This window comes from Hyphomonas sp. CACIAM 19H1 (genome assembly GCF_003325995.1).
Lineage (GTDB): Bacteria > Pseudomonadota > Alphaproteobacteria > Caulobacterales > Hyphomonadaceae > Hyphomonas > Hyphomonas polymorpha.
Window position 1 is genome coordinate 2,729,970 of sequence record NZ_CP016437.1, and the last position, 16,740, is coordinate 2,746,709.

Consider the following 16,740-nt stretch of genomic DNA (forward strand, 5'->3'; position numbering starts at 1 on the left):
CAGGCATGGCTGTAATCCGCATCTCTATTCCTGAAACCGCGAGGCGGGGCGAGATTATCGAAGTCAAGGCGATGATCCAGCATCCCATGGAAACAGGCTATCGCCGCAACGAACAGGGCAAGATCATACCACGGGATATTATCACGCGGTTCCGCTGCACCTATAACACTGCGCTGGTGTGCGAAGCGGAATTCTCTCCCGGCACAGCCGCCAACCCCTTCGTGTCATTTCATGCGCGCGCCGCAGAAACCGGCACGTTGGAATTCACCTGGACCGATCAGGACGGAAAAACCTGGTCCGAGCGCCGCACACTGACGGTTACATGATCAGGAGCGTCCTCTTCACCCTGATTTTTCTTCCTGGCTGCAGTCAGCCGCTGCCGCCCGCAATGGCGTCAGACAGCGCCCTTGCGCCGTCTGAAATCCGCTCCGGCCTGACCTTTCTTCAGCCCGAAACCCAGGCGCTGCAGGCAGATGACTTTTCAAACCCTTCCTATCTCTGGGTCGATCATGGCGCGGAGCTGTTCTCCCGAACGCCCCCGTCCGGCGGTGAGGCCTGCGCCACATGCCACACCGCCACAAATCACCCGCTGGAAGGCGCCGCCGCGCATTATCCGGTCTATGACGAAGCCTCAAAATCGCTCGTCAATCTTGAAGGACGGATAAATCTTTGCCGCGAACGGCATCAATCCCTGTTGCCGCTTGCCTATGAGAGCGAAGACCTGCTCGCGCTCACGGGTTATGTCGCCAGCCTCTCCCGGGGAGTGCCGGTTTCTGTCTCGATTGAGGGTCAGGCAGCCCCCTATTACGAGATGGGCCGCGCCTATTTTTTCCAGCGCAAGGGACAGCTCAATCTCGCCTGCAGCCAATGCCACAATGAACATTGGGGCCGGCAGTTGCGGGGGGATACAATCAGCCAGGGTCATGGTAACGCCTTCCCTGCCTACCGGCTGGAGTGGCAGGCCTTTGGCTCTCTGCAACGGCGCCTGCGTGATTGCGATGCCGGGATCAGGGCAGAGCCTCTGGACTATGGTTCGGAACTCTACACCGCCGTGGAACTTTATCTCGCCAGCCGCGCATCCGGCCTGCCAATGGAATCCCCGGGGGTCCGCCGATGAGCCCTTTCGACCGCCTGCCGGAGGATAGCCAATGACGCAGGCAATCCACTCCTTCACCCACCGTCAGTATCAGGAACACCCGGAAGACGTTCTGTCGACCTGGATCAGCTGGCGCGCCGCCATGCCGGTAGCCCTTGTTATTATTGTCCGGACGACCGGCGGCGCGGTGCGCCGGCCAGGCGCGCTGATGGCCGTCGCGGCAGACGGACGCGCCGCAGGCTATATTTCCGGCGGATGCATTGATGCAGACGTGATCCTTCAGGCCCAGCGCTGCCTCGCCGAAGGGAAGCCTGCCCGGTTAACATATGGAGCCGGCTCTCCCTTTCTCGATCTTCCACTGCCCTGCGGCGGCGCCATTGAAGTCTGCATTCTTCCGGAGCCTGACGAATCTCTGTTCGCAAACTGCCATGCCCGCCTCCTGGCCCGGAAACCGGCGATGCTCTCTCTGACGGAAACAGGTCGGGACTTCATCTACCACCCCAAGCTCCGCCTGCGCATTGCCGGCCGGGGCGCCGATCCTCTTGCCCTGGCGAGACTGGCACGTGCCAGCGGGATTGAAACCACCCTTTATCTGCCGGGCGGTCCCGATATGCGCATTGCTGAAAACGACGGGCATGAAAACCTGATCGCCTTGGGCTCGGCCAGCGAACTGCCGCCGGTCCGGGACGATGCCTGGTCAGCGTTCGTCATGATGTTTCACGATGCCGACCGGGAAGACGGTTTGCTGGAAGACGCTCTGGCAGGCGATGCCTTCTTCGTCGGCGCCGTCGGCAGCGCACGCACCCATGCCGCCCGCTGCGACCGGTTGCGCCAGCGCGGCATCTCGGAGGCAAGCATTCAGAGGATTCACGGCCCTGTCGGCCTTGTCCCATCCATGCGCGACGCCTCGATGCTGGCCGTCTCCGTTCTCAGTCAGGTCGTGGCCGAATACCATAAGAGACACTCCTCCCTCTTTACCCGGACGGCGTTGGTCCTCCTGGCGGCGGGCAAGTCCAGCCGGTTTGCCCGGGGCGACAAGCTGCTGAGTGACTTTCAGGGACGTAAACTCATTGATCACGCAGCCACCAGCTTGCCGGATGATACGGCCGCTGCCCGCATCGCCATTGTGCCGGCTCCGTCAGGCGATCGCGGAGCCAGACTTGCCGAGGCCGGCTGGACGGTCACCCCCAATCCCGACGCCGCAACCGGCCTCGCCAGTTCCCTCCGGTGCGGGGTCCGCGCCATTACCGCTTCTCCCGACATAGACCATGTCATGATCCTCCTGGCCGATATGCCCGCCATTCCTACCGCGCACCTCCGCAGGCTCCAGATGGCAGTGCTTTCCGGTCATCCTGCGGCGATGACGTTGTCCGGCGGGCGCCTCAGCCCGCCCGCCATTTTCAGCCGCTCCGCCTTTGAAAGCCTCACTGCCCTTCAGGGCGACTCCGGGGGCCGGGAACTCTTCCAATCCTTACAGGACGGCGCGAGCATTTCCCTCGATCCGGCCTATGCTTTCGATATTGATACAGTGACAGATCTTCAGCTTGCGGAGGAGTCCGCCCATGTTTGACAGCCAGGAACATAGCGTCGCCGCGCCGTTGACGGACACTTTTGGCCGCCGGGTCAGCTATCTCCGCCTTTCGGTGACAGACCGGTGTGATCTGCGATGCACCTATTGCATGGCAGAGCAGATGACCTTCCTCCCGAAGAAGGAGCTGCTCTCCCTGGAGGAACTGGAACAGATCGCAGATGCGTTCATCCGCCGGGGCGTCACCAAAATCCGTATCACTGGCGGTGAGCCTCTTGTGCGCCGTGACATTGGCGACCTGTTTGATCGCCTGGGCCGCCGCCTCGGGAACGGACTGGAAGAACTCACCCTCACGACGAACGCGACCCTGTTGACCCTGCATGCTGCACGCCTTTACGCCGCCGGGGTCCGGCGCGTGAACATCTCGCTGGACACGCTGACCCCTGAGACCTTCAAGGCCGTTACACGGCGCGGGGATCTCGCGCAGACCCTGGCAGGTATTGCCGCAGCAAAAACTGCCGGCCTGAAGGTAAAGATAAATACGGTCGCGCTGAAGAACCAGAACGTTCACGAAATCCCGGAAATGATCAGCTGGGCCCATGACCAGGGTTTTGACATCACGCTTATCGAAGTCATGCCCCTCGGGCTGACCGGCGAAGACCGCTATGATCAATATATACCCTTGTTCGAAATCCGGGACCGGCTGGAGCAGCAATGGACGCTGACTGAGGAGAGCGCCCGTTTTGCCGATGCCGGCCCTTCCCGCTATGTCCGGGTGGCGCAGACCGGCGGCCGGTTAGGTTTCATTACTCCGCTTACCAACAATTTCTGCGCCGGTTGCAACCGGGTCCGGGTCACCTGCACAGGCCGCATCTATATGTGCCTCGGTCAGGATGATCATGTCGATCTGCGGGCGGCGTTGCGCGAAGCGTCAAATCCCGAAATGGCCCTTGACGCGGCGCTGAGCCGCGCGCTCCTCGGAAAACCCGAAAAGCACGCCTTCGGTATCCGCGCCCGCGCCGAAAGTCCTGCCCTGCCCCGCCACATGTCAGTTACGGGAGGCTAATCCATGGCGCAGCTCCTTTTCTTTGGCCGTCTGGCCGACATCGTGGATCGCCCCAACCAGGTGCTCGACCTGCCCGCCGGCATCAGTGACACGACGGCCCTGCGCGCCTGGCTTGATGCGCGTCAATCTGCCGGCGGGGCCCTTATGGAAAAAACCGTCCGTATCGCAATCAATAGCGAGATTGTTGTTGATCCGGCACCGGTTTCAAATTCCGATGAAATCGCTTTCATGCCACCGGTAGGGGGCGGCTGATTTGATGATACGATTGCTGGGCACCCCCTTCGACCCGGGAGAAGAACTCACGCGTTTCTCTGCCGCCACGGCAGGCAGTGGCGGGATCGTCAGCTTTACCGGTCTTGTGCGGGCGCAAGCCAAAGGCAGCGCCGTTCGGTCGCTATTCCTTCAGGCCTATTCCCCGATGACCGAACGAGGCATCGAACAGGCAGCCCAGGAAGCCCGCAGGCGTTGGGCCCTGACAGGTCTTTCCATCATTCACCGAACCGGAAGCATGGCGCCTGGAGAACCAATCGTCTTCGTCGCCACCGCAGCCCCCCACCGGCGCGCAGCCTTTGAAGCGGCTGACTTCCTGATGGACTATCTCAAAACCGAAGCCGTATTCTGGAAGAAAGAAGTGACCGAGGCGGGCGATCAATGGATCGAGCCTCGCCCGGAAGATTATCGAGACGCTGCCCGCTGGGCAGGTCCGCAGGAAAGTTGAAGACACATGCATGGCATCAATGAAAGCCTCCCCTTCAAACCGGTCCGGATTGCCATCCTGATCGTCAGCGATACACGCACCCATGAGACAGATACGTCCGGCCACACGCTGGCTGAACGTATCCGTGCGGCGGGCCATGAGGTTGCTCACCATTTGATCGTGCCGGATGACAAGGCCGCCATCCGCAATACGGTATCAGGCTGGATTGCCGCGACCGATGTCGATGTGGTGATCACCAGCGGCGGCACCGGCCTGACGGGCCGCGATGTAACGCCAGAGGCCGTCACGCCCCTGTTTGAGAAAACCATCGAAGGCTTTTCAGTCATCTTCCACATGGTCAGCTATCAGAGCGTTGGCCTCTCCACGCTCCAATCGCGCGCCGTCGCGGGCCTTGCCAACAGCACCTTCATCTTCTGTCTCCCCGGCTCTACAGGCGCCGTCAAGGATGGCTGGGACAAGGTCATTTCCTTCCAACTCGACAGCCGGCACAAGCCCTGCAACCTGGTTGAGCTGATGCCGCGTCTGACGGAGCATTGAGAGGATGACGGACCTGACGCATATCGGCCCGGATGGCCGCGCCCGCATGGTAGACATTTCCGGCAAGACCGATTCCGAACGGCGGGCCCTGGCAACAGGCCGTATACGGATGTCGCCGGAAACGCTCGCCCGCGCCCTGTCCCGCGATACCAAGAAGGGCGACCCGCTCGCCATCGCCGAACTCGCGGGCATAATGGGCGCAAAGCGGACTGCCGACCTCATTCCCCTCTGCCACCCTCTGCCCTTGACCGGCCTGCAAGTGGAAATCACTGAAGCCGCTGAAGGCAGCGCCCTTCAGGTCAGCGCCACAGCCCGCACCACCGGCAAGACCGGCGTTGAAATGGAGGCTCTCACGGCAGTCACAGTGGCCTGCCTCACCCTCTATGACATGCTGAAAGCCATCGACAAATCCATGGTGATCGAAGGGATCGAGCTTGTGGAAAAGTCGGGCGGCGCCTCAGGCGACTACCGGAAAGCAAAGCCATGAACCGCCCCATTCCGGTGGAACAGGCCCTTGGCCTGCTTCAGGAAAATGCATTGACGCTGCCCTCCCGGCAGGTGCCCCTTTCCGAAGCGGCCGGCTGCCGGCTCGCAGAGCCCGTCATATCCCGGGTGACGCAGCCTCCAGCGGCTGTCTCGGCAATGGATGGCTTTGCCGTCCGGCTGACCGATGTGCGCGCGCCGGGCGCAACGTTGGCAGTGATCGGAAACGCCCCAGCGGGCACGCCCTTCACCGGCCTGTTAAAGCCCGGCCAAGCTGTCCGGATATTCACCGGCGGGCATCTTCCGCCCGGCGCAGACCATATCGTGATCCAGGAAGATGCGGAGATTTCTGGCGATCAGGTCCGCTGCCTGCGAGGGTATGCAGCCGCTGAGTTCGTGCGGGCGGCGGGCATCGACTTTTCAGAAGAGGAACGCCTTCTGGATACCGGCGCGATCCTCACTCCCGCCGCACTTTCATTGGTGGCGGCCGCCAATCACGGCCATCTGCAGGTTACCCGCCGTCCGCGCGTGGGCATCCTCGCGAATGGAGACGAGCTGCGTCCTCCCGGATCAGAGCTTCGGCCCGGTCAGGTCATCAATGCCAATGCCGCTGGCCTCTCCGCGCTCATCGCCTCCTGGGGCGGAGACCCGGTCGACCTTGGAATTGCGTCAGACAGTATGGCATCCATTCTTGATCATGTTCAGTCAGCTGATGTTGATCTTTTTGTCCCCGTTGGGGGCGCTTCCGTGGGCGATCATGACCATATGCGCGCCGCTTTCCGGGAATCGGGGTTTGAGCCCATATTCGAAAAGATTGCGGTGAAGCCGGGAAAACCCACCTGGTTTTCACGGCGGGGCGCTCAGCGCGTCCTCGGCCTGCCAGGCAATCCGGCATCCGCCTTTGTCTGCGCCCACCTGTTTGTCAGGCCGCTGCTGACCGGCCACTTCGCCCTGCCTTCCCTGACTGCTACGCTGGCTGCGCCTCTGCCCGCCAATGGCGCCCGTGAAGAATTTCTGCGCGCACGCGTTCACGTTTCCCCCCAGGGTTTGCTTCTGGCTGACGCGGCGCCCAATCAGGACAGTTCGCTTCTGAAACCTTTCCTCACAGCCAATGGGCTGATCCGCCGCCCCGCGCATGCCCCAGCCGGGATGACCGGCGCCGCCGTGCCGGTCCTGCTGATTGGCCAACTCTGAAGACCGTCACAAAAGATGACGATCGCTCTGGGCTTCTTTTTCTTTCTGACAGCGGCGCTCTACGCGGCCGTCGGTTTCGGTGGCGGATCCACCTATAACGCACTGCTTATCCTTCACGGTACGGATTACCGCATTCTTCCCGCCATTGCCCTTGTCTGCAATATCCTTGTGGTCGCTGGCGGCGTTGTCCGCTTTCATCTGGCTGGGCAGCTTGCCTTCCGGCGGCTGGTTCCGTTTCTGGTCACGTCCATCCCGGCGGCGTGGCTGGGCGGCCGCCTGCCGGTCTCGGAAACCCTGTTTGTAAACCTGCTCGGCGCCGCCCTTCTGATCTCCTGCCTCTATCTGGCGTTCGAACGGCCGCAGGAAGCTCTGCCCGAGACTAGCGCCCCCCGATCCGCAGGCCTCACTCCCTTCATGGTCGGCGGGGGCATTGGTCTCCTTTCAGGACTGGTGGGTGTTGGCGGCGGTATCTTCCTCGCGCCGGTGCTCTACTTCATGAAATGGGGCACTCCCCAGCAGATTGCTGCCGCAAGCAGTCTGTTCATTCTTGTGAACTCGGTTTCCGGGCTCACCGGCCAAATGATGAAACTGCAGGATACGGATATCCTGCATCTGGCCGCGCCCTACTGGATACTCTTTCCCCTGGTTATCGCCGGCGGCCAGATCGGCAGCTGGATGGCCAGCCGCAAGCTCCAACCGCAGATCGTCAAGCGCCTCACAGCCATTCTGCTGCTCTATGTAGCGGCGCGGCTGCTTTATGACGGCCTATCCAGGCTGCTCACCTGACTAGAGGCGCTCCAGCCGCGATCAGGCTCTGGCCTCTTCGATCTGGAGCTTACCCTTATTCGCCCGATCCCCCCGCCCGCCAAACGTAGCTCCCAGAAAAATGGCCTGTTCCCAAATAAAATATCTTCCGTTTACGGATTTAATGCAATTATAGCTGGAAAAATTGCTACCGCGCCGGTATGCAGAAAAATGTGAGCGAGCCCTGCTCTCCCGCTAGGCATCTTCCCGTCCACGGCGCGAGGAACACCCGCAGGCACCTCGATAGCAATAACACTCCTTCTGGAGGTTTAGGCAAATTGGCGCCAATATCTGCCTTTCCCGAAATCGCCGATACGGCCGATCGCGAGCCTCTCTAGGCGGCCGGCCAAAACCTTTACCGGAATACGGTCCCGGTCAGCCGCTCGGACGCCTCCCAGAGGCGCGCTGACATGGCCGCATCAAGGCCCTGGGGCGGAATTTTTGCCGGAGCGGGATACCCCCGCGTTTCACTCAACCGGTGTGGACCATAATAGGCGCCCGACTTTGCCTCAGGCCATGTCGCCGCAAAAAGCGTCGGAAGCGCGCCCTGATCAGCCGGCTGGAACAGAAACCAGAGCAGGCTGCGGGCGTTGCTCCGCAGACTGCCTCGGCCGGGCGCATTGTGCAGGAGATTGGTGCGGGATATCCCCGGATGCGCGCCAATGCTGGAGACCCCCCATCCGCCCGCCTTGCTCCGGCGATGCAGTTCGAGCGCGAACATCAGACAGGCCAGTTTTGACTGCGCATAAGCCACTCTTGGATTATAGTCGCGCATCGACTGCAGGTCTTCCAGACGAATAACGCCGTTGCGCGCCGCAACGCTGGACAGGGTGACGACCCGCGGGCGGCTGCTCTTTCGAAGCAATGGCAGGAGCTGACCCGTCAGCGCGAAATGCCCGAGATAATTCGTGCCAAACTGAAGCTCGAACCCGTCTTCGGTTTCCAGCCGCACCGGCGGATCCATCACGGCCGCATTGTTGACCAGCAAATCCACACTCTCTGTCTGCCGGCTGAGCCGCGCTGCAAAGTCTGTCACCGAAGCGAGGCTGGCCAGGTCAAGCCTTTCAAACCGGACATCGGCCGAAGGTACTCCCTGACGGATCTGCGTAACAGCGTCCGCCCCCTTGTCAGCATTGCGGCCAGCAAGAACAACGCTGGCCCCGGCCCGGGCCAGCGCAAGACCCGTTTCCAGTCCCAGCCCTCCTGTTCCGGTGATGACGGCTGATCTGCCGCGTTGATCGGGTATGTAGGCAGCTGTCCAGTTTTCGGGGGTGGTATAATCCATCATCGTCGGGATTGCTCTTTCGGGAACTAGGCTGGCGCAGGGTCCGCCCGGCCGCATGGCGACCGGGAAGGCCAGCAGGATTGCCCGGCGCCCTCCGGGTTTCCATGCCGGAATTCGCATATTTTTTGCCCATTCCTGCAGCGCGCCCGCGACCGCAGAGTTCAGAGTTCAGAGTTCTGAGGGGTGCGTCCTCGCAGCTCAGGTCGAGAGTATTTCCCGAAGCGAGCCCTTCTCCGCAGACTATTCTGCGGCGACGCGGTAGCTCAGCGAATCCCGTTTCGGCGCGACACCGAACATCCTGGAATACTCCCGGCTGAACTGGGAGGCGCTTTCATATCCCACATGATAGGCCGCTTCCGTCACACTCACCGCCTCGGAAAGCATGAGGCGCCGCGCCTCCAGCAGGCGAAGACGCTTCTGATATTGAAGCGGCGTCATAGACGTCATGGACTTGAAATGCTGATGGAAGGAAGATGCGCTCATCCGTGCCTCCTCCGCCAACTGATCAATCCGGAGCGTCTGCGCAAAATTGTTCCGGATCGTATAGAGCGCCCTGGCAATCCGCTCGGCATGCGTTTCGGGCGATGCCAGCTTCCGGATCTCGCTGCCATACGGCCCATCGAGCAGCCAGTAGCAGATTTCACGCATGATGGCCGGATAGAGAAGCGGCACTGCCTTCGGCGTACCTGCCAGCCTGACGAGGCGCATCACACAGTCTGCCAGCATGTCATCCACCTTGCCGACAAAAACACACGGCTTGGTGCCGTCATCGGGAAGCGGCGCGGTCTCAACCTGTTCGAGCACTTCCCGGATCATGGTCACATCAATATCGATCATCAGGCCGATGAAGGGCTCCGTCGGGCCAGCCTGGGAGATCCATCCGCTCGCGGGCACTTCCACGCCGACGAGAAGATACTCCATGGCGCCATAGTCGAGCGTATCCTGGCCAAAATACATCTGCTTGGCCCCCTGCAAGACAACACAGAGCGACGGCCGGTAGAGCCTGTGGTCCGGCATGACTTCCTGGAAGCTGCGGACGATATGGACCCCGCTCATCGGCGTCCCGAACCGGCCCTGGCCTCCGCCATTGGCATCGATGTAAGCGGTGACAGCCGAAATGAGCGCTGAGGACATTGAGGTCTCCTGATGTTCTGGCGCGAAAGAAGCGTCAGCGGCCTCACGCTTGAAATTCGAGTTTGCAGGAATAGGCAAATTTGTTGCGACTTCAGGCATTCTGTTCATGGGGTGGCTCCTCTAGCTTTTCAGTGCCAACCAAAGCTGAGGATCAACAAGAAAATGACAGAAACTGCTGAACCGTCAACCCGGGACAGGTCCCCGCTGCCACAGATACTCGCCGGAGATGGGGATGAATATGTAAGCGGGCTGCGCATTGCAGCAGTTCTGATTGCTCTCTTTCTGATCAATGCCTTCGCCCAGATCGACCGCATACTTCCTTTTATTCTAGCCGAGGCCATCAAGACTGATCTTGGCCTGAGCGATACACAGATCGGGCTCCTGACCGGGCTTGCCTTTGCCGTGTGTTACACCCTGCTCTCCCTTCCGCTTGCCAGGCTATCGGACCGCGGGTCTCCGCGATTTGTCCTCATCGCCTGCACCCTTGTCTGGAGCGCCATGACCGCGCTGGGTGGATTGGCGGCAAGCTTTCTGTTTCTAGCTCTCACACGGTTTGGAGTCGCCATCGGCGAGGCGGGCGCGATACCCTCCGCACACGCGGTTATTGCCCGGAAGATCAAGCCCGGCCTGCGCGGGCTTGCCATCGGTATATTTTCGATGGGAATTCCCCTCGGCACAATGGCAGGGTTCGCAGTTGGCGGCGCCATGGCCGACACGCACGGCTGGCAAGCCGCTCTGATTGGCGCAGGCGTGTTGGGCGGTATCATCGCGCTTCTGGCGCTGTTCGTCCTGGGGCCAACTCCGCCTCTGAAATCCGCCGCAATTCACGCCGAACCCTTTCTTCAGGCAAGCCTGAAGCTTCTCGCTTCGCCGGGTTTCCGCTGGTTGTTCATCGGTGCCATTTTCGCGGGCTTTGCCTCTGCCCCTTTTTATGCCTTTGCCGCGCCGTTTCTGATCCGGACCCACGCGCTGACTGCCGGTGAAGCGGGAATGGCCTTCGGCTTTCTGCAGGGGCTGATGGGGATCATCGGCACGCTCGTGGGCGGGCGCTGGTTTGACCATGCAGTTCGTTCCAGGTCTCGGCGCCTACTTGGGCCGCCAGCCGCCATGTTCATGATCGCCAGCCTTACCACGACGGCCGCGCTGTTCTCGCCCGCTGCGTGGGCCTCTGTCCTGCTCCTGGTTCCCGCAATGCTGTCGTTCGCTTTCATGCTGCCCTGGTGTTTCGGCGCGGCTCATCTCGTCGCCGGCCGGGGCAAGGAAGCCATGGCGTCCAGCCTCGCCATGATTGGATCAGGCCTCCTCGGGCCCGCCCTCGGACCGCTGCTCGTCGGCATGATCAGCGACACGGCGACCGCCGCCAGCATTCCAAACGGTCTTGGGGTCGGACTGCTCCTTGTTCCCGTCGCCAGCACACTGACCGCTCTGGCAATGCTGGTGGCGAGCCAACGGATCGCAGCCACTCTGGGAAAAGGCTGACGGCCGCAGAAACGAATACGCTGGAAAAGCCAGCGCCTAGAGGCTCCCGGGCCGGAAGCGTTCCTCCCCCCACCCGCATGCTTCCGCGGCCCCGGAGACGGGACATCACCGGTTCTCCCCCCCCTGTACTGACCGGTCTCAGTCCCGGGGTTCCTGAAGATGGCTGGCTCTCCGGCCTCTTCAGGAACCTTCCCATTTTTCCAGATACATAAAAGTACGTGTGCTGTTCACTGTTCTTGCAGGCGCAAAGGTACGCACCTCAAGTCTGCGTCCCCCTGCAATGTGGAATGTCCGTGGCAAAGAGAGACCTGTCCTATGCGCCAGATCAGCCCCGCAGTGCCCCGGCATGCCTTGCCGGAGGCAGCCCGAACATCCGCGCATAGTCACGGCTGAATTGGGACGGGCTCCCATAGCCCACGTTGAACCCCGCACTGGCAGCATCCAGCCCATCGCCCACCATCAGCCGCTGCGCTTCCTGGAGCCGCAAACGGGTGCGAAATTCAAGTGGGCTCATAGACGTCACCTCCTTGAAGTGCGCGTGAAAACTGGAGCGGCTCATCCCGGCAATTTCGGCGGCCTGCTCGATCGGGCAGGCATCCCGAAAATTTTCCCTGATCCAAAGGATCGCGCGGGAGATCTGACTGAGGCGGCTCCCCGCCTGCGCCATCTGGCGCAGTGCCGGCCCACTCGGCCCTATCAGGAGCCGGTAGAGGATTTCGCGAACCGTCAGAGGCGCAAGCGCTTCAATATCGTCCGGCGTATCCAGAAGCCGCACCAGCCGCACCGCACTGTCCAGAAGATCCGGGGACATATCATGCAGCATCAATCCGGGCGCAGTGCGCTCCTGCGCCCCGCCCGCCTGGGGAAAGCGAAGCGCAAGCTCCCCCAGGATCGCCATGTCCAGATCTATCTGCAGACAGAGATAGGGATGATCAGCGCTTGCTTCGATGACAGAGCCCATTATCGGCAGGTCCACGGACGCCAGCAGATACCGCGCGGGATCATACACATAGGCCGTACGGCCCAGCATGGCCCGCTTGCGGCCTTGGGCAATCAGGCAAAGGGTAGGCTCGTAAACAACTGGCATCGGAAGCGTTGTCGTCGAAGAACGGATCAGTTTCACGCCGGGCAGAGGGCTCGTAAACGTGCCATCTTCCGGGGCGTGACGGCGCAATACGTCTGTCAGGATCATGATCGGGCTCATGGGCTCTTGTCGCACGCAGACCTCCTTCGGAAAAGCTCGGAACATTCGCGTTCAGACAATCGTGCAAGAACTCCGGACAATTCTTCTACCCGCATCCGTCACCGCCGGGAGATACAGGAAAACATCAAGACAGCCCTTGAGTTCCCCTGAGCAGGAGATACGCCGCCATGACAGGACCAACCACACTCGATACCTACAGACTTCTGGGCCGCTCAGGCCTGCGCGTCTCGCCCCTGTCTCTGGGCACGATGACATTCGGGTCCGACTGGGGCTGGGGCACAGATGAAGCGGGCGCCAAACAGATTTTTGACGCTTATGTCGACCAGGGCGGAAACTTCATCGACACCGCCGTCAATTATACCAATGGCACCTCAGAGCGCATCCTCGGCGGCCTGATCGCAGACAAGCGCGACCGCATCGTTCTGGCCACCAAATACACAATGGCGCGCACGCCGGGTAATCCCAATTCCGGCGGCAACCACCGCCTCAATCTGGTGCGATCTGTCGACACCAGCCTCCGCCAGCTCGCCACGGACCGGATCGACCTCCTGTATGTCCACGCCTGGGATTTTACGACCTCTCCTGAGGAAGTCATGCGCGGCCTCGACGATCTCGTCCGCTCCGGGAAGATCCTCTATGCTGGCATCTGCAACACACCGGCCTGGCGCGTCGCCCAGATGCAGACGCTCGCCGACCTGCATGGCTGGTCCCCTTTTGTTGCCCTGCAGATCGAATACAGTCTGGTCGAACGCAGCGTCGAGCATGAACTGATCCCCATGGCAGAAGCTATGGGTCTGGGGGTCTTGCCCTGGTCGCCTCTGGGCGGCGGCATCCTGACGAGCAAATACAACCGCTCCGACCTTACCGACGAGAATTCAGCCAGCATTTCGGCGGAGCGAAAAGGCGTCATCGCCTCCATCGGCCACCTCACCGAAAGCGCCCTGAAGATTGCAGATGTGGTTGCCGATATTGCCAAGGAGAGCGGCGCCACACCCTCCCAGGTCGCCCTTGCCTGGACCCGCCAGAATCCTGCCGTGATCTCTCCCATCATGGGCGCGCGCACTCTGGCGCAGGCAGAAGATAACATCCGCTCTCTGAGCTTATCCTTCACAGCCGAACAATTGGACCGGCTCAACAATGCAAGCGACCCGGCGCCGATCTTTCCGGCCCGCTTCATTTCCCGCCCCATGGCCCAGCAACTCATATCTGGCGGATCAATGATCGCGCGCCGCTGAAGTCTGCCCCGAAAGGAACCCCACCATGAAAATCCGTCCCCTGAGAATTACCCGTCTGCTTCCCGCCGCCATGCTCGCGGCAACTGCCGTCCACCTCCCCGCAATACCCCAGACGCCGGGAGATCCGGTCCGCCATAGCCTGGAGCAGGCCCCTCCCGGGCAGGAGGAAGCCAACAGACAGTTTGTCACCAGCGCGATTGAGCGCTGGGCTGCAGGCGGCTCGGAATTTTTCAATGAAGTCCTGTCTGAAGATGTCGTGTGGACAATTGAAGGGTCGAGCCAGAGTTCCGGCATCTATCGGGGCCGCTCAGACTTTGTGGTGCGCGCGGTTGCGCCCTTTGCCATTCGCCTGTCCCAGCCCATCCGCCCGGTCGAGTGGCAGATCTGGGCAGACGGGGACCATGTAATCATAAACTGGAAAGGCAAAGGCGTTGCCCGCGACGGGGCGCCTTATGGAAACACCTATGTGTGGATACTCCGTATGGAAAACGGCAAGGCCGCAGAAGTCAGCGCTTTCCTCGACCTTGCGCCCTATGAGGATGTCATCCAGCGCATCCCGGCACCAGCCTCAGAAAGGAATTAAAATGAAGCTTCTCAGACCGGTTCCGATAGGGCTGCTGGCGCTTTTGCCGGCCGCCTGCCTGGCGGCTTCCCAGGAGCATCCGTCCAATGACGGAGCTGCTCCGGCACATGCCGCCGCGCCCGCGGCAAACCAGACGGACAACGACATGCAACACCAATCCAGTATCAGCCATCCCTATACCGGCATGTGGGTCACCGCTGATGGCCACATCCGGCACGAGCTTCTGCCCAGCGGGCGCTACGATGAAGCGCGCGGCAATCGTCAGAGCGCTTACCAGGGCCGCTACGAGATAACCGGCAATCATATCGACTATTGGGACGATACAGGCTTCACGGCGGACGGCACATTCGTGGACGACAACACCCTCCACCACGCAGGCATGGTTTTCTACCGCCAGGAATGAAGGAAGAAGCGGTTCACTGACAGGACCTCGTATCCGGTCCACGCCACCGGGATGAACCACACACGGCCCGCGGCGACCGCTCATCGCGCACATCCGAATGTCGAGCGTTGCAACATCCAGTCGTGAGAAGCGCTACATTACGTTCCACCGGCCGATGCCAACACTCTGCTTAATATTGAATATTTTGAAAACTGGCGGTGCTGTCAGACGAATGCGAACCCGTCTCTGATAGTCGCGCGCGAGCGGGCCTCAGGCTGCGAGAAGTTCCCGCCATTCGCGAAGGGCGGCGTCACGCAGCGATTTGAACCTGGCCCTCCCCTCGATGTTTCTTTGATGGTTGAAATGATTGTGCACAGACGAATGGACTGAAGCGAACTTTTGCAGACTTCGCATGCGCCTGAAACGAGACATCGCCCGCTCGCGTCTTCGAAAAGGTAGGTGCGAGTTCTCGGCCCGATTGTTGAGATGCCGGCCAGTTTCCTGGCGGTTCTCATTCCCAATGGCCTTCATCGCGGCCCGGTAGGATGGACACTTGTCCGTCACCACGACTTTAGGATTTCCATATCGTTTCATTGCTTTCTTGAGGAATTTCAATGCTGCAGCCTTGTCCCGCTTCTTCGTGACATAGGATTCCAGCACTTCCCCTTCATGATCCACAGCGCGCCAAAGATAATACCGTTCTCCCCGGATTTTGACGAAGACTTCATCCAGGTGCCACTGCCATTGGGGGCTACGTCGCATCGATTCCGATCGGCGTTTCCGGATTTTGTGAGCGAAGTATGTGCCGAAGCGGTCGACCCAGAGACGGACACTTTCGTGACAGACATCAATGCCACGCTCGTGGAGCAGGTCCTCGACATTACGAAGTGAGAGCGGAAATCGGACATACATCAGCACGGCGAGCTGAATGATTTCGTGTGATGTCTTGAAGTAGCGAAACGGATTTTGGGCCATTTCCCAAGGCTAACCGCCCTGCCCGCCTGGCTCAAGACCCGGTTCCGCTGACATCACCCCCCCTACAAATAACATTAAAATCAGAATGTTATGAGGATATCGTGGCGGTGTTGTCAGACTAACTCGAACCGGCCTCCGGATATCGCGGACGAGCGGGCGTCAGGCGACAAGCAGTTCCCGCCATTCGCGAAGGGCGGCGTCACGGCGGGCTTTGTAGTTTGACCGGGAGTAGAGACGCCTTTCGAGATTGAAGTGATTGTGTACGGAGGAATGGGTGGAGGCGAACTTCTGCAGACTTCGCATTCGCCGGAAGCGCGACATCGCCCGCTCTCGTCGTCGAATCGGAAGGTGTGAATTCTCAGACCGATTGTTCTGGTGCCGGCCTGTTTCCTGACGATCGGCATTACCGATCTCCTTCATGGCAGCACCATAGGATCGCAGCTTGTCTGTGACGATGACTTCAGGGTTTCCATACCGCTTCATCGCTTTCCTGAGGAATTTTAATGCTGCGGGCTTGTCCCGCTTCTTCGTCATATAGGCTTCCAGAACCTCGCCTTCGTGGTCGACTGCCCGCCACAATTAGTGCGTCTCGCCGCGGATCTTCACGGAGACCTCATCCAGATGCCAGCGCCATTGCTTCACCTGGCGCATCGCTTCTGACCTCCGCTTGCGGATCGTCCGGGCAAAGTAGATGCCAAACCGATCGACCCAGAAGCGCACACCTTCATGGCAAACGTCGATCCCGCGTTCATGCAGAAGGTCTTCGAAGTTCCGCAATGACAGCGGGAAGCGGACATAAATCAGGACAGCGAGTTGGGTGATTTCGGGCGACGTCTTGAATTACCGAAAGGGGTTCTTGCTCATTTTTCAAGGCTAACTGCCCTGCCCGGACGCCTCAAGACCCGGTTCCGCTAACATCATCATTTCGGGTGATGTCTTGAAGTAGCGGAAAGGTGATTTCGTCATATCATGAGGTTATTCGGCAGATTTGGCCACCTCAACCCCGGTTCCTTTGACACTACCGTCGCAACCTGAAT

The 16,740-nt window shown here is 60.5% G+C and carries 18 protein-coding genes and 1 pseudogene; 14 read left to right on the forward strand and 5 right to left on the reverse strand.

Annotation, left to right across the window (positions count from 1 at the left end; all coding sequences use genetic code 11):
• Positions 1-5: 5 nt before the first annotated feature.
• The 10 genes from soxZ (at position 6) to BBF93_RS12610 (ending at position 7,408) form a co-directional block, all read left to right on the forward strand.
• Entirely contained in the window at positions 6-326 is a 321-nt protein-coding gene (gene soxZ, locus BBF93_RS12565) for a thiosulfate oxidation carrier complex protein SoxZ (RefSeq protein WP_114106144.1), read from the forward strand.
• Between the two features lie 62 nt (positions 327-388).
• On the forward strand, positions 389-1,117 hold the full coding sequence (gene soxA / locus BBF93_RS12570) for a sulfur oxidation c-type cytochrome SoxA (protein WP_233349119.1): 729 nt from the start codon (positions 389-391) through the stop codon (positions 1,115-1,117).
• A gap of 31 nt (positions 1,118-1,148) precedes the next feature.
• Positions 1,149-2,666: an NTP transferase domain-containing protein gene (locus tag BBF93_RS12575; RefSeq protein ID WP_114106146.1), complete on the forward strand. Its 1,518-nt coding sequence runs from the start codon at positions 1,149-1,151 to the stop codon at positions 2,664-2,666.
• Complete coding sequence (moaA, locus tag BBF93_RS12580; RefSeq protein WP_114106147.1) at positions 2,659-3,690, forward strand: GTP 3',8-cyclase MoaA; 1,032 nt, start codon at positions 2,659-2,661, stop codon at positions 3,688-3,690. Before BBF93_RS12575 ends, moaA begins: the two co-directional genes overlap by 8 nt.
• A gap of 3 nt (positions 3,691-3,693) precedes the next feature.
• Complete coding sequence (locus BBF93_RS12585) at positions 3,694-3,942, forward strand: MoaD/ThiS family protein (RefSeq protein WP_035596566.1); 249 nt, start codon at positions 3,694-3,696, stop codon at positions 3,940-3,942.
• Between the two features lie 4 nt (positions 3,943-3,946).
• Positions 3,947-4,408: a molybdenum cofactor biosynthesis protein MoaE gene (locus BBF93_RS12590; protein ID WP_114106148.1), complete on the forward strand. Its 462-nt coding sequence runs from the start codon at positions 3,947-3,949 to the stop codon at positions 4,406-4,408.
• 6 nt (positions 4,409-4,414) lie between these two features.
• Positions 4,415-4,945: a molybdenum cofactor biosynthesis protein B gene (moaB, locus tag BBF93_RS12595; RefSeq protein ID WP_114106149.1), complete on the forward strand. Its 531-nt coding sequence runs from the start codon at positions 4,415-4,417 to the stop codon at positions 4,943-4,945.
• A 4-nt stretch (positions 4,946-4,949) separates the two neighbouring features.
• On the forward strand, positions 4,950-5,432 hold the full coding sequence (gene moaC, locus BBF93_RS12600) for a cyclic pyranopterin monophosphate synthase MoaC (RefSeq protein WP_114106150.1): 483 nt from the start codon (positions 4,950-4,952) through the stop codon (positions 5,430-5,432).
• Positions 5,429-6,622 (forward strand): molybdopterin molybdotransferase MoeA, encoded by a 1,194-nt coding sequence (locus BBF93_RS12605; protein ID WP_114106151.1) that lies wholly within the window; start codon positions 5,429-5,431, stop codon positions 6,620-6,622. The genes moaC and BBF93_RS12605 overlap by 4 nt, the downstream gene beginning before the upstream one ends.
• Positions 6,623-6,637: 15 nt before the next feature.
• Positions 6,638-7,408, forward strand: coding sequence for a sulfite exporter TauE/SafE family protein (locus tag BBF93_RS12610; protein ID WP_114106152.1), 771 nt, complete (start codon positions 6,638-6,640; stop codon positions 7,406-7,408).
• 373 nt (positions 7,409-7,781) lie between these two features.
• Here BBF93_RS12610 and BBF93_RS12615 read toward each other — a convergent pair whose 3' ends face one another.
• A complete protein-coding gene (locus BBF93_RS12615; RefSeq protein ID WP_114106153.1) occupies positions 7,782-8,714 on the reverse strand; it encodes an SDR family oxidoreductase in 933 nt (310 codons plus the stop codon).
• Between the two features lie 237 nt (positions 8,715-8,951).
• A complete protein-coding gene (locus BBF93_RS12620; protein ID WP_114107081.1) occupies positions 8,952-9,845 on the reverse strand; it encodes an AraC family transcriptional regulator in 894 nt (297 codons plus the stop codon).
• Positions 9,846-10,007: 162 nt separating this feature from the next.
• Here BBF93_RS12620 and BBF93_RS12625 point away from each other — a divergent pair, with 162 nt between their 5' ends.
• Complete coding sequence (locus BBF93_RS12625; RefSeq protein ID WP_114106154.1) at positions 10,008-11,324, forward strand: MFS transporter; 1,317 nt, start codon at positions 10,008-10,010, stop codon at positions 11,322-11,324.
• Positions 11,325-11,649: 325 nt separating this feature from the next.
• Here BBF93_RS12625 and BBF93_RS12630 read toward each other — a convergent pair whose 3' ends face one another.
• Positions 11,650-12,528 carry an AraC family transcriptional regulator gene (locus tag BBF93_RS12630; RefSeq protein WP_114106155.1) on the reverse strand — a complete coding sequence of 293 codons (879 nt, stop codon included), beginning with the start codon at positions 12,526-12,528 and terminating at the stop codon, positions 11,650-11,652.
• Positions 12,529-12,695: 167 nt separating this feature from the next.
• Here BBF93_RS12630 and BBF93_RS12635 point away from each other — a divergent pair, with 167 nt between their 5' ends.
• The 3 genes from BBF93_RS12635 to BBF93_RS19830 are packed head-to-tail and all read left to right on the forward strand — an operon-like array spanning position 12,696 to position 14,749.
• Complete coding sequence (locus tag BBF93_RS12635; protein ID WP_114106156.1) at positions 12,696-13,763, forward strand: aldo/keto reductase; 1,068 nt, start codon at positions 12,696-12,698, stop codon at positions 13,761-13,763.
• Between the two features lie 25 nt (positions 13,764-13,788).
• Positions 13,789-14,346, forward strand: coding sequence for a nuclear transport factor 2 family protein (locus tag BBF93_RS12640; protein ID WP_114106157.1), 558 nt, complete (start codon positions 13,789-13,791; stop codon positions 14,344-14,346).
• A 1-nt stretch (position 14,347) separates the two neighbouring features.
• Positions 14,348-14,749 carry an Atu4866 domain-containing protein gene (locus BBF93_RS19830; RefSeq protein WP_114106158.1) on the forward strand — a complete coding sequence of 134 codons (402 nt, stop codon included), beginning with the start codon at positions 14,348-14,350 and terminating at the stop codon, positions 14,747-14,749.
• Between the two features lie 249 nt (positions 14,750-14,998).
• Here BBF93_RS19830 and BBF93_RS12650 read toward each other — a convergent pair whose 3' ends face one another.
• Positions 14,999-15,703, reverse strand: a complete 705-nt coding sequence (locus BBF93_RS12650; protein ID WP_114106159.1) for an IS6 family transposase — start codon at positions 15,701-15,703, stop codon at positions 14,999-15,001.
• Positions 15,704-15,862: 159 nt separating this feature from the next.
• Positions 15,863-16,525 (reverse strand): annotated as a pseudogene (locus BBF93_RS20070) (IS6 family transposase).
• Between the last annotated feature and the right edge of the window lie 215 nt (positions 16,526-16,740).

Excerpts from the sequence above, each read along its gene's own strand:
- BBF93_RS12590 (WP_114106148.1), top strand. The coding sequence starts at position 3,947 with ATGATACGATTGCTGGGCACCCCCTTCGACCCGGGAGAAGAACTCACG.
- BBF93_RS19830 (WP_114106158.1), top strand. The coding sequence starts at position 14,348 with ATGAAGCTTCTCAGACCGGTTCCGATAGGGCTGCTGGCGCTTTTGCCG.
- moaC (WP_114106150.1), top strand. The coding sequence starts at position 4,950 with ATGACGGACCTGACGCATATCGGCCCGGATGGCCGCGCCCGCATGGTA.
- soxZ (WP_114106144.1), top strand. The coding sequence starts at position 6 with ATGGCTGTAATCCGCATCTCTATTCCTGAAACCGCGAGGCGGGGCGAG.
- BBF93_RS12615 (WP_114106153.1), bottom strand. The coding sequence starts at position 8,714 with ATGATGGATTATACCACCCCCGAAAACTGGACAGCTGCCTACATACCC.
- BBF93_RS12610 (WP_114106152.1), top strand. The coding sequence starts at position 6,638 with ATGACGATCGCTCTGGGCTTCTTTTTCTTTCTGACAGCGGCGCTCTAC.
- BBF93_RS12605 (WP_114106151.1), top strand. The coding sequence starts at position 5,429 with ATGAACCGCCCCATTCCGGTGGAACAGGCCCTTGGCCTGCTTCAGGAA.
- BBF93_RS12625 (WP_114106154.1), top strand. The coding sequence starts at position 10,008 with ATGACAGAAACTGCTGAACCGTCAACCCGGGACAGGTCCCCGCTGCCA.
- soxA (WP_233349119.1), top strand. The coding sequence starts at position 389 with ATGGCGTCAGACAGCGCCCTTGCGCCGTCTGAAATCCGCTCCGGCCTG.
- BBF93_RS12620 (WP_114107081.1), bottom strand. The coding sequence starts at position 9,845 with ATGTCCTCAGCGCTCATTTCGGCTGTCACCGCTTACATCGATGCCAAT.
- BBF93_RS12585 (WP_035596566.1), top strand. The coding sequence starts at position 3,694 with ATGGCGCAGCTCCTTTTCTTTGGCCGTCTGGCCGACATCGTGGATCGC.
- BBF93_RS12630 (WP_114106155.1), bottom strand. The coding sequence starts at position 12,528 with ATGAGCCCGATCATGATCCTGACAGACGTATTGCGCCGTCACGCCCCG.
- BBF93_RS12575 (WP_114106146.1), top strand. The coding sequence starts at position 1,149 with ATGACGCAGGCAATCCACTCCTTCACCCACCGTCAGTATCAGGAACAC.
- BBF93_RS12650 (WP_114106159.1), bottom strand. The coding sequence starts at position 15,703 with ATGGCCCAAAATCCGTTTCGCTACTTCAAGACATCACACGAAATCATT.
- BBF93_RS12640 (WP_114106157.1), top strand. The coding sequence starts at position 13,789 with ATGAAAATCCGTCCCCTGAGAATTACCCGTCTGCTTCCCGCCGCCATG.
- BBF93_RS12635 (WP_114106156.1), top strand. The coding sequence starts at position 12,696 with ATGACAGGACCAACCACACTCGATACCTACAGACTTCTGGGCCGCTCA.
- moaA (WP_114106147.1), top strand. The coding sequence starts at position 2,659 with ATGTTTGACAGCCAGGAACATAGCGTCGCCGCGCCGTTGACGGACACT.
- moaB (WP_114106149.1), top strand. The coding sequence starts at position 4,415 with ATGCATGGCATCAATGAAAGCCTCCCCTTCAAACCGGTCCGGATTGCC.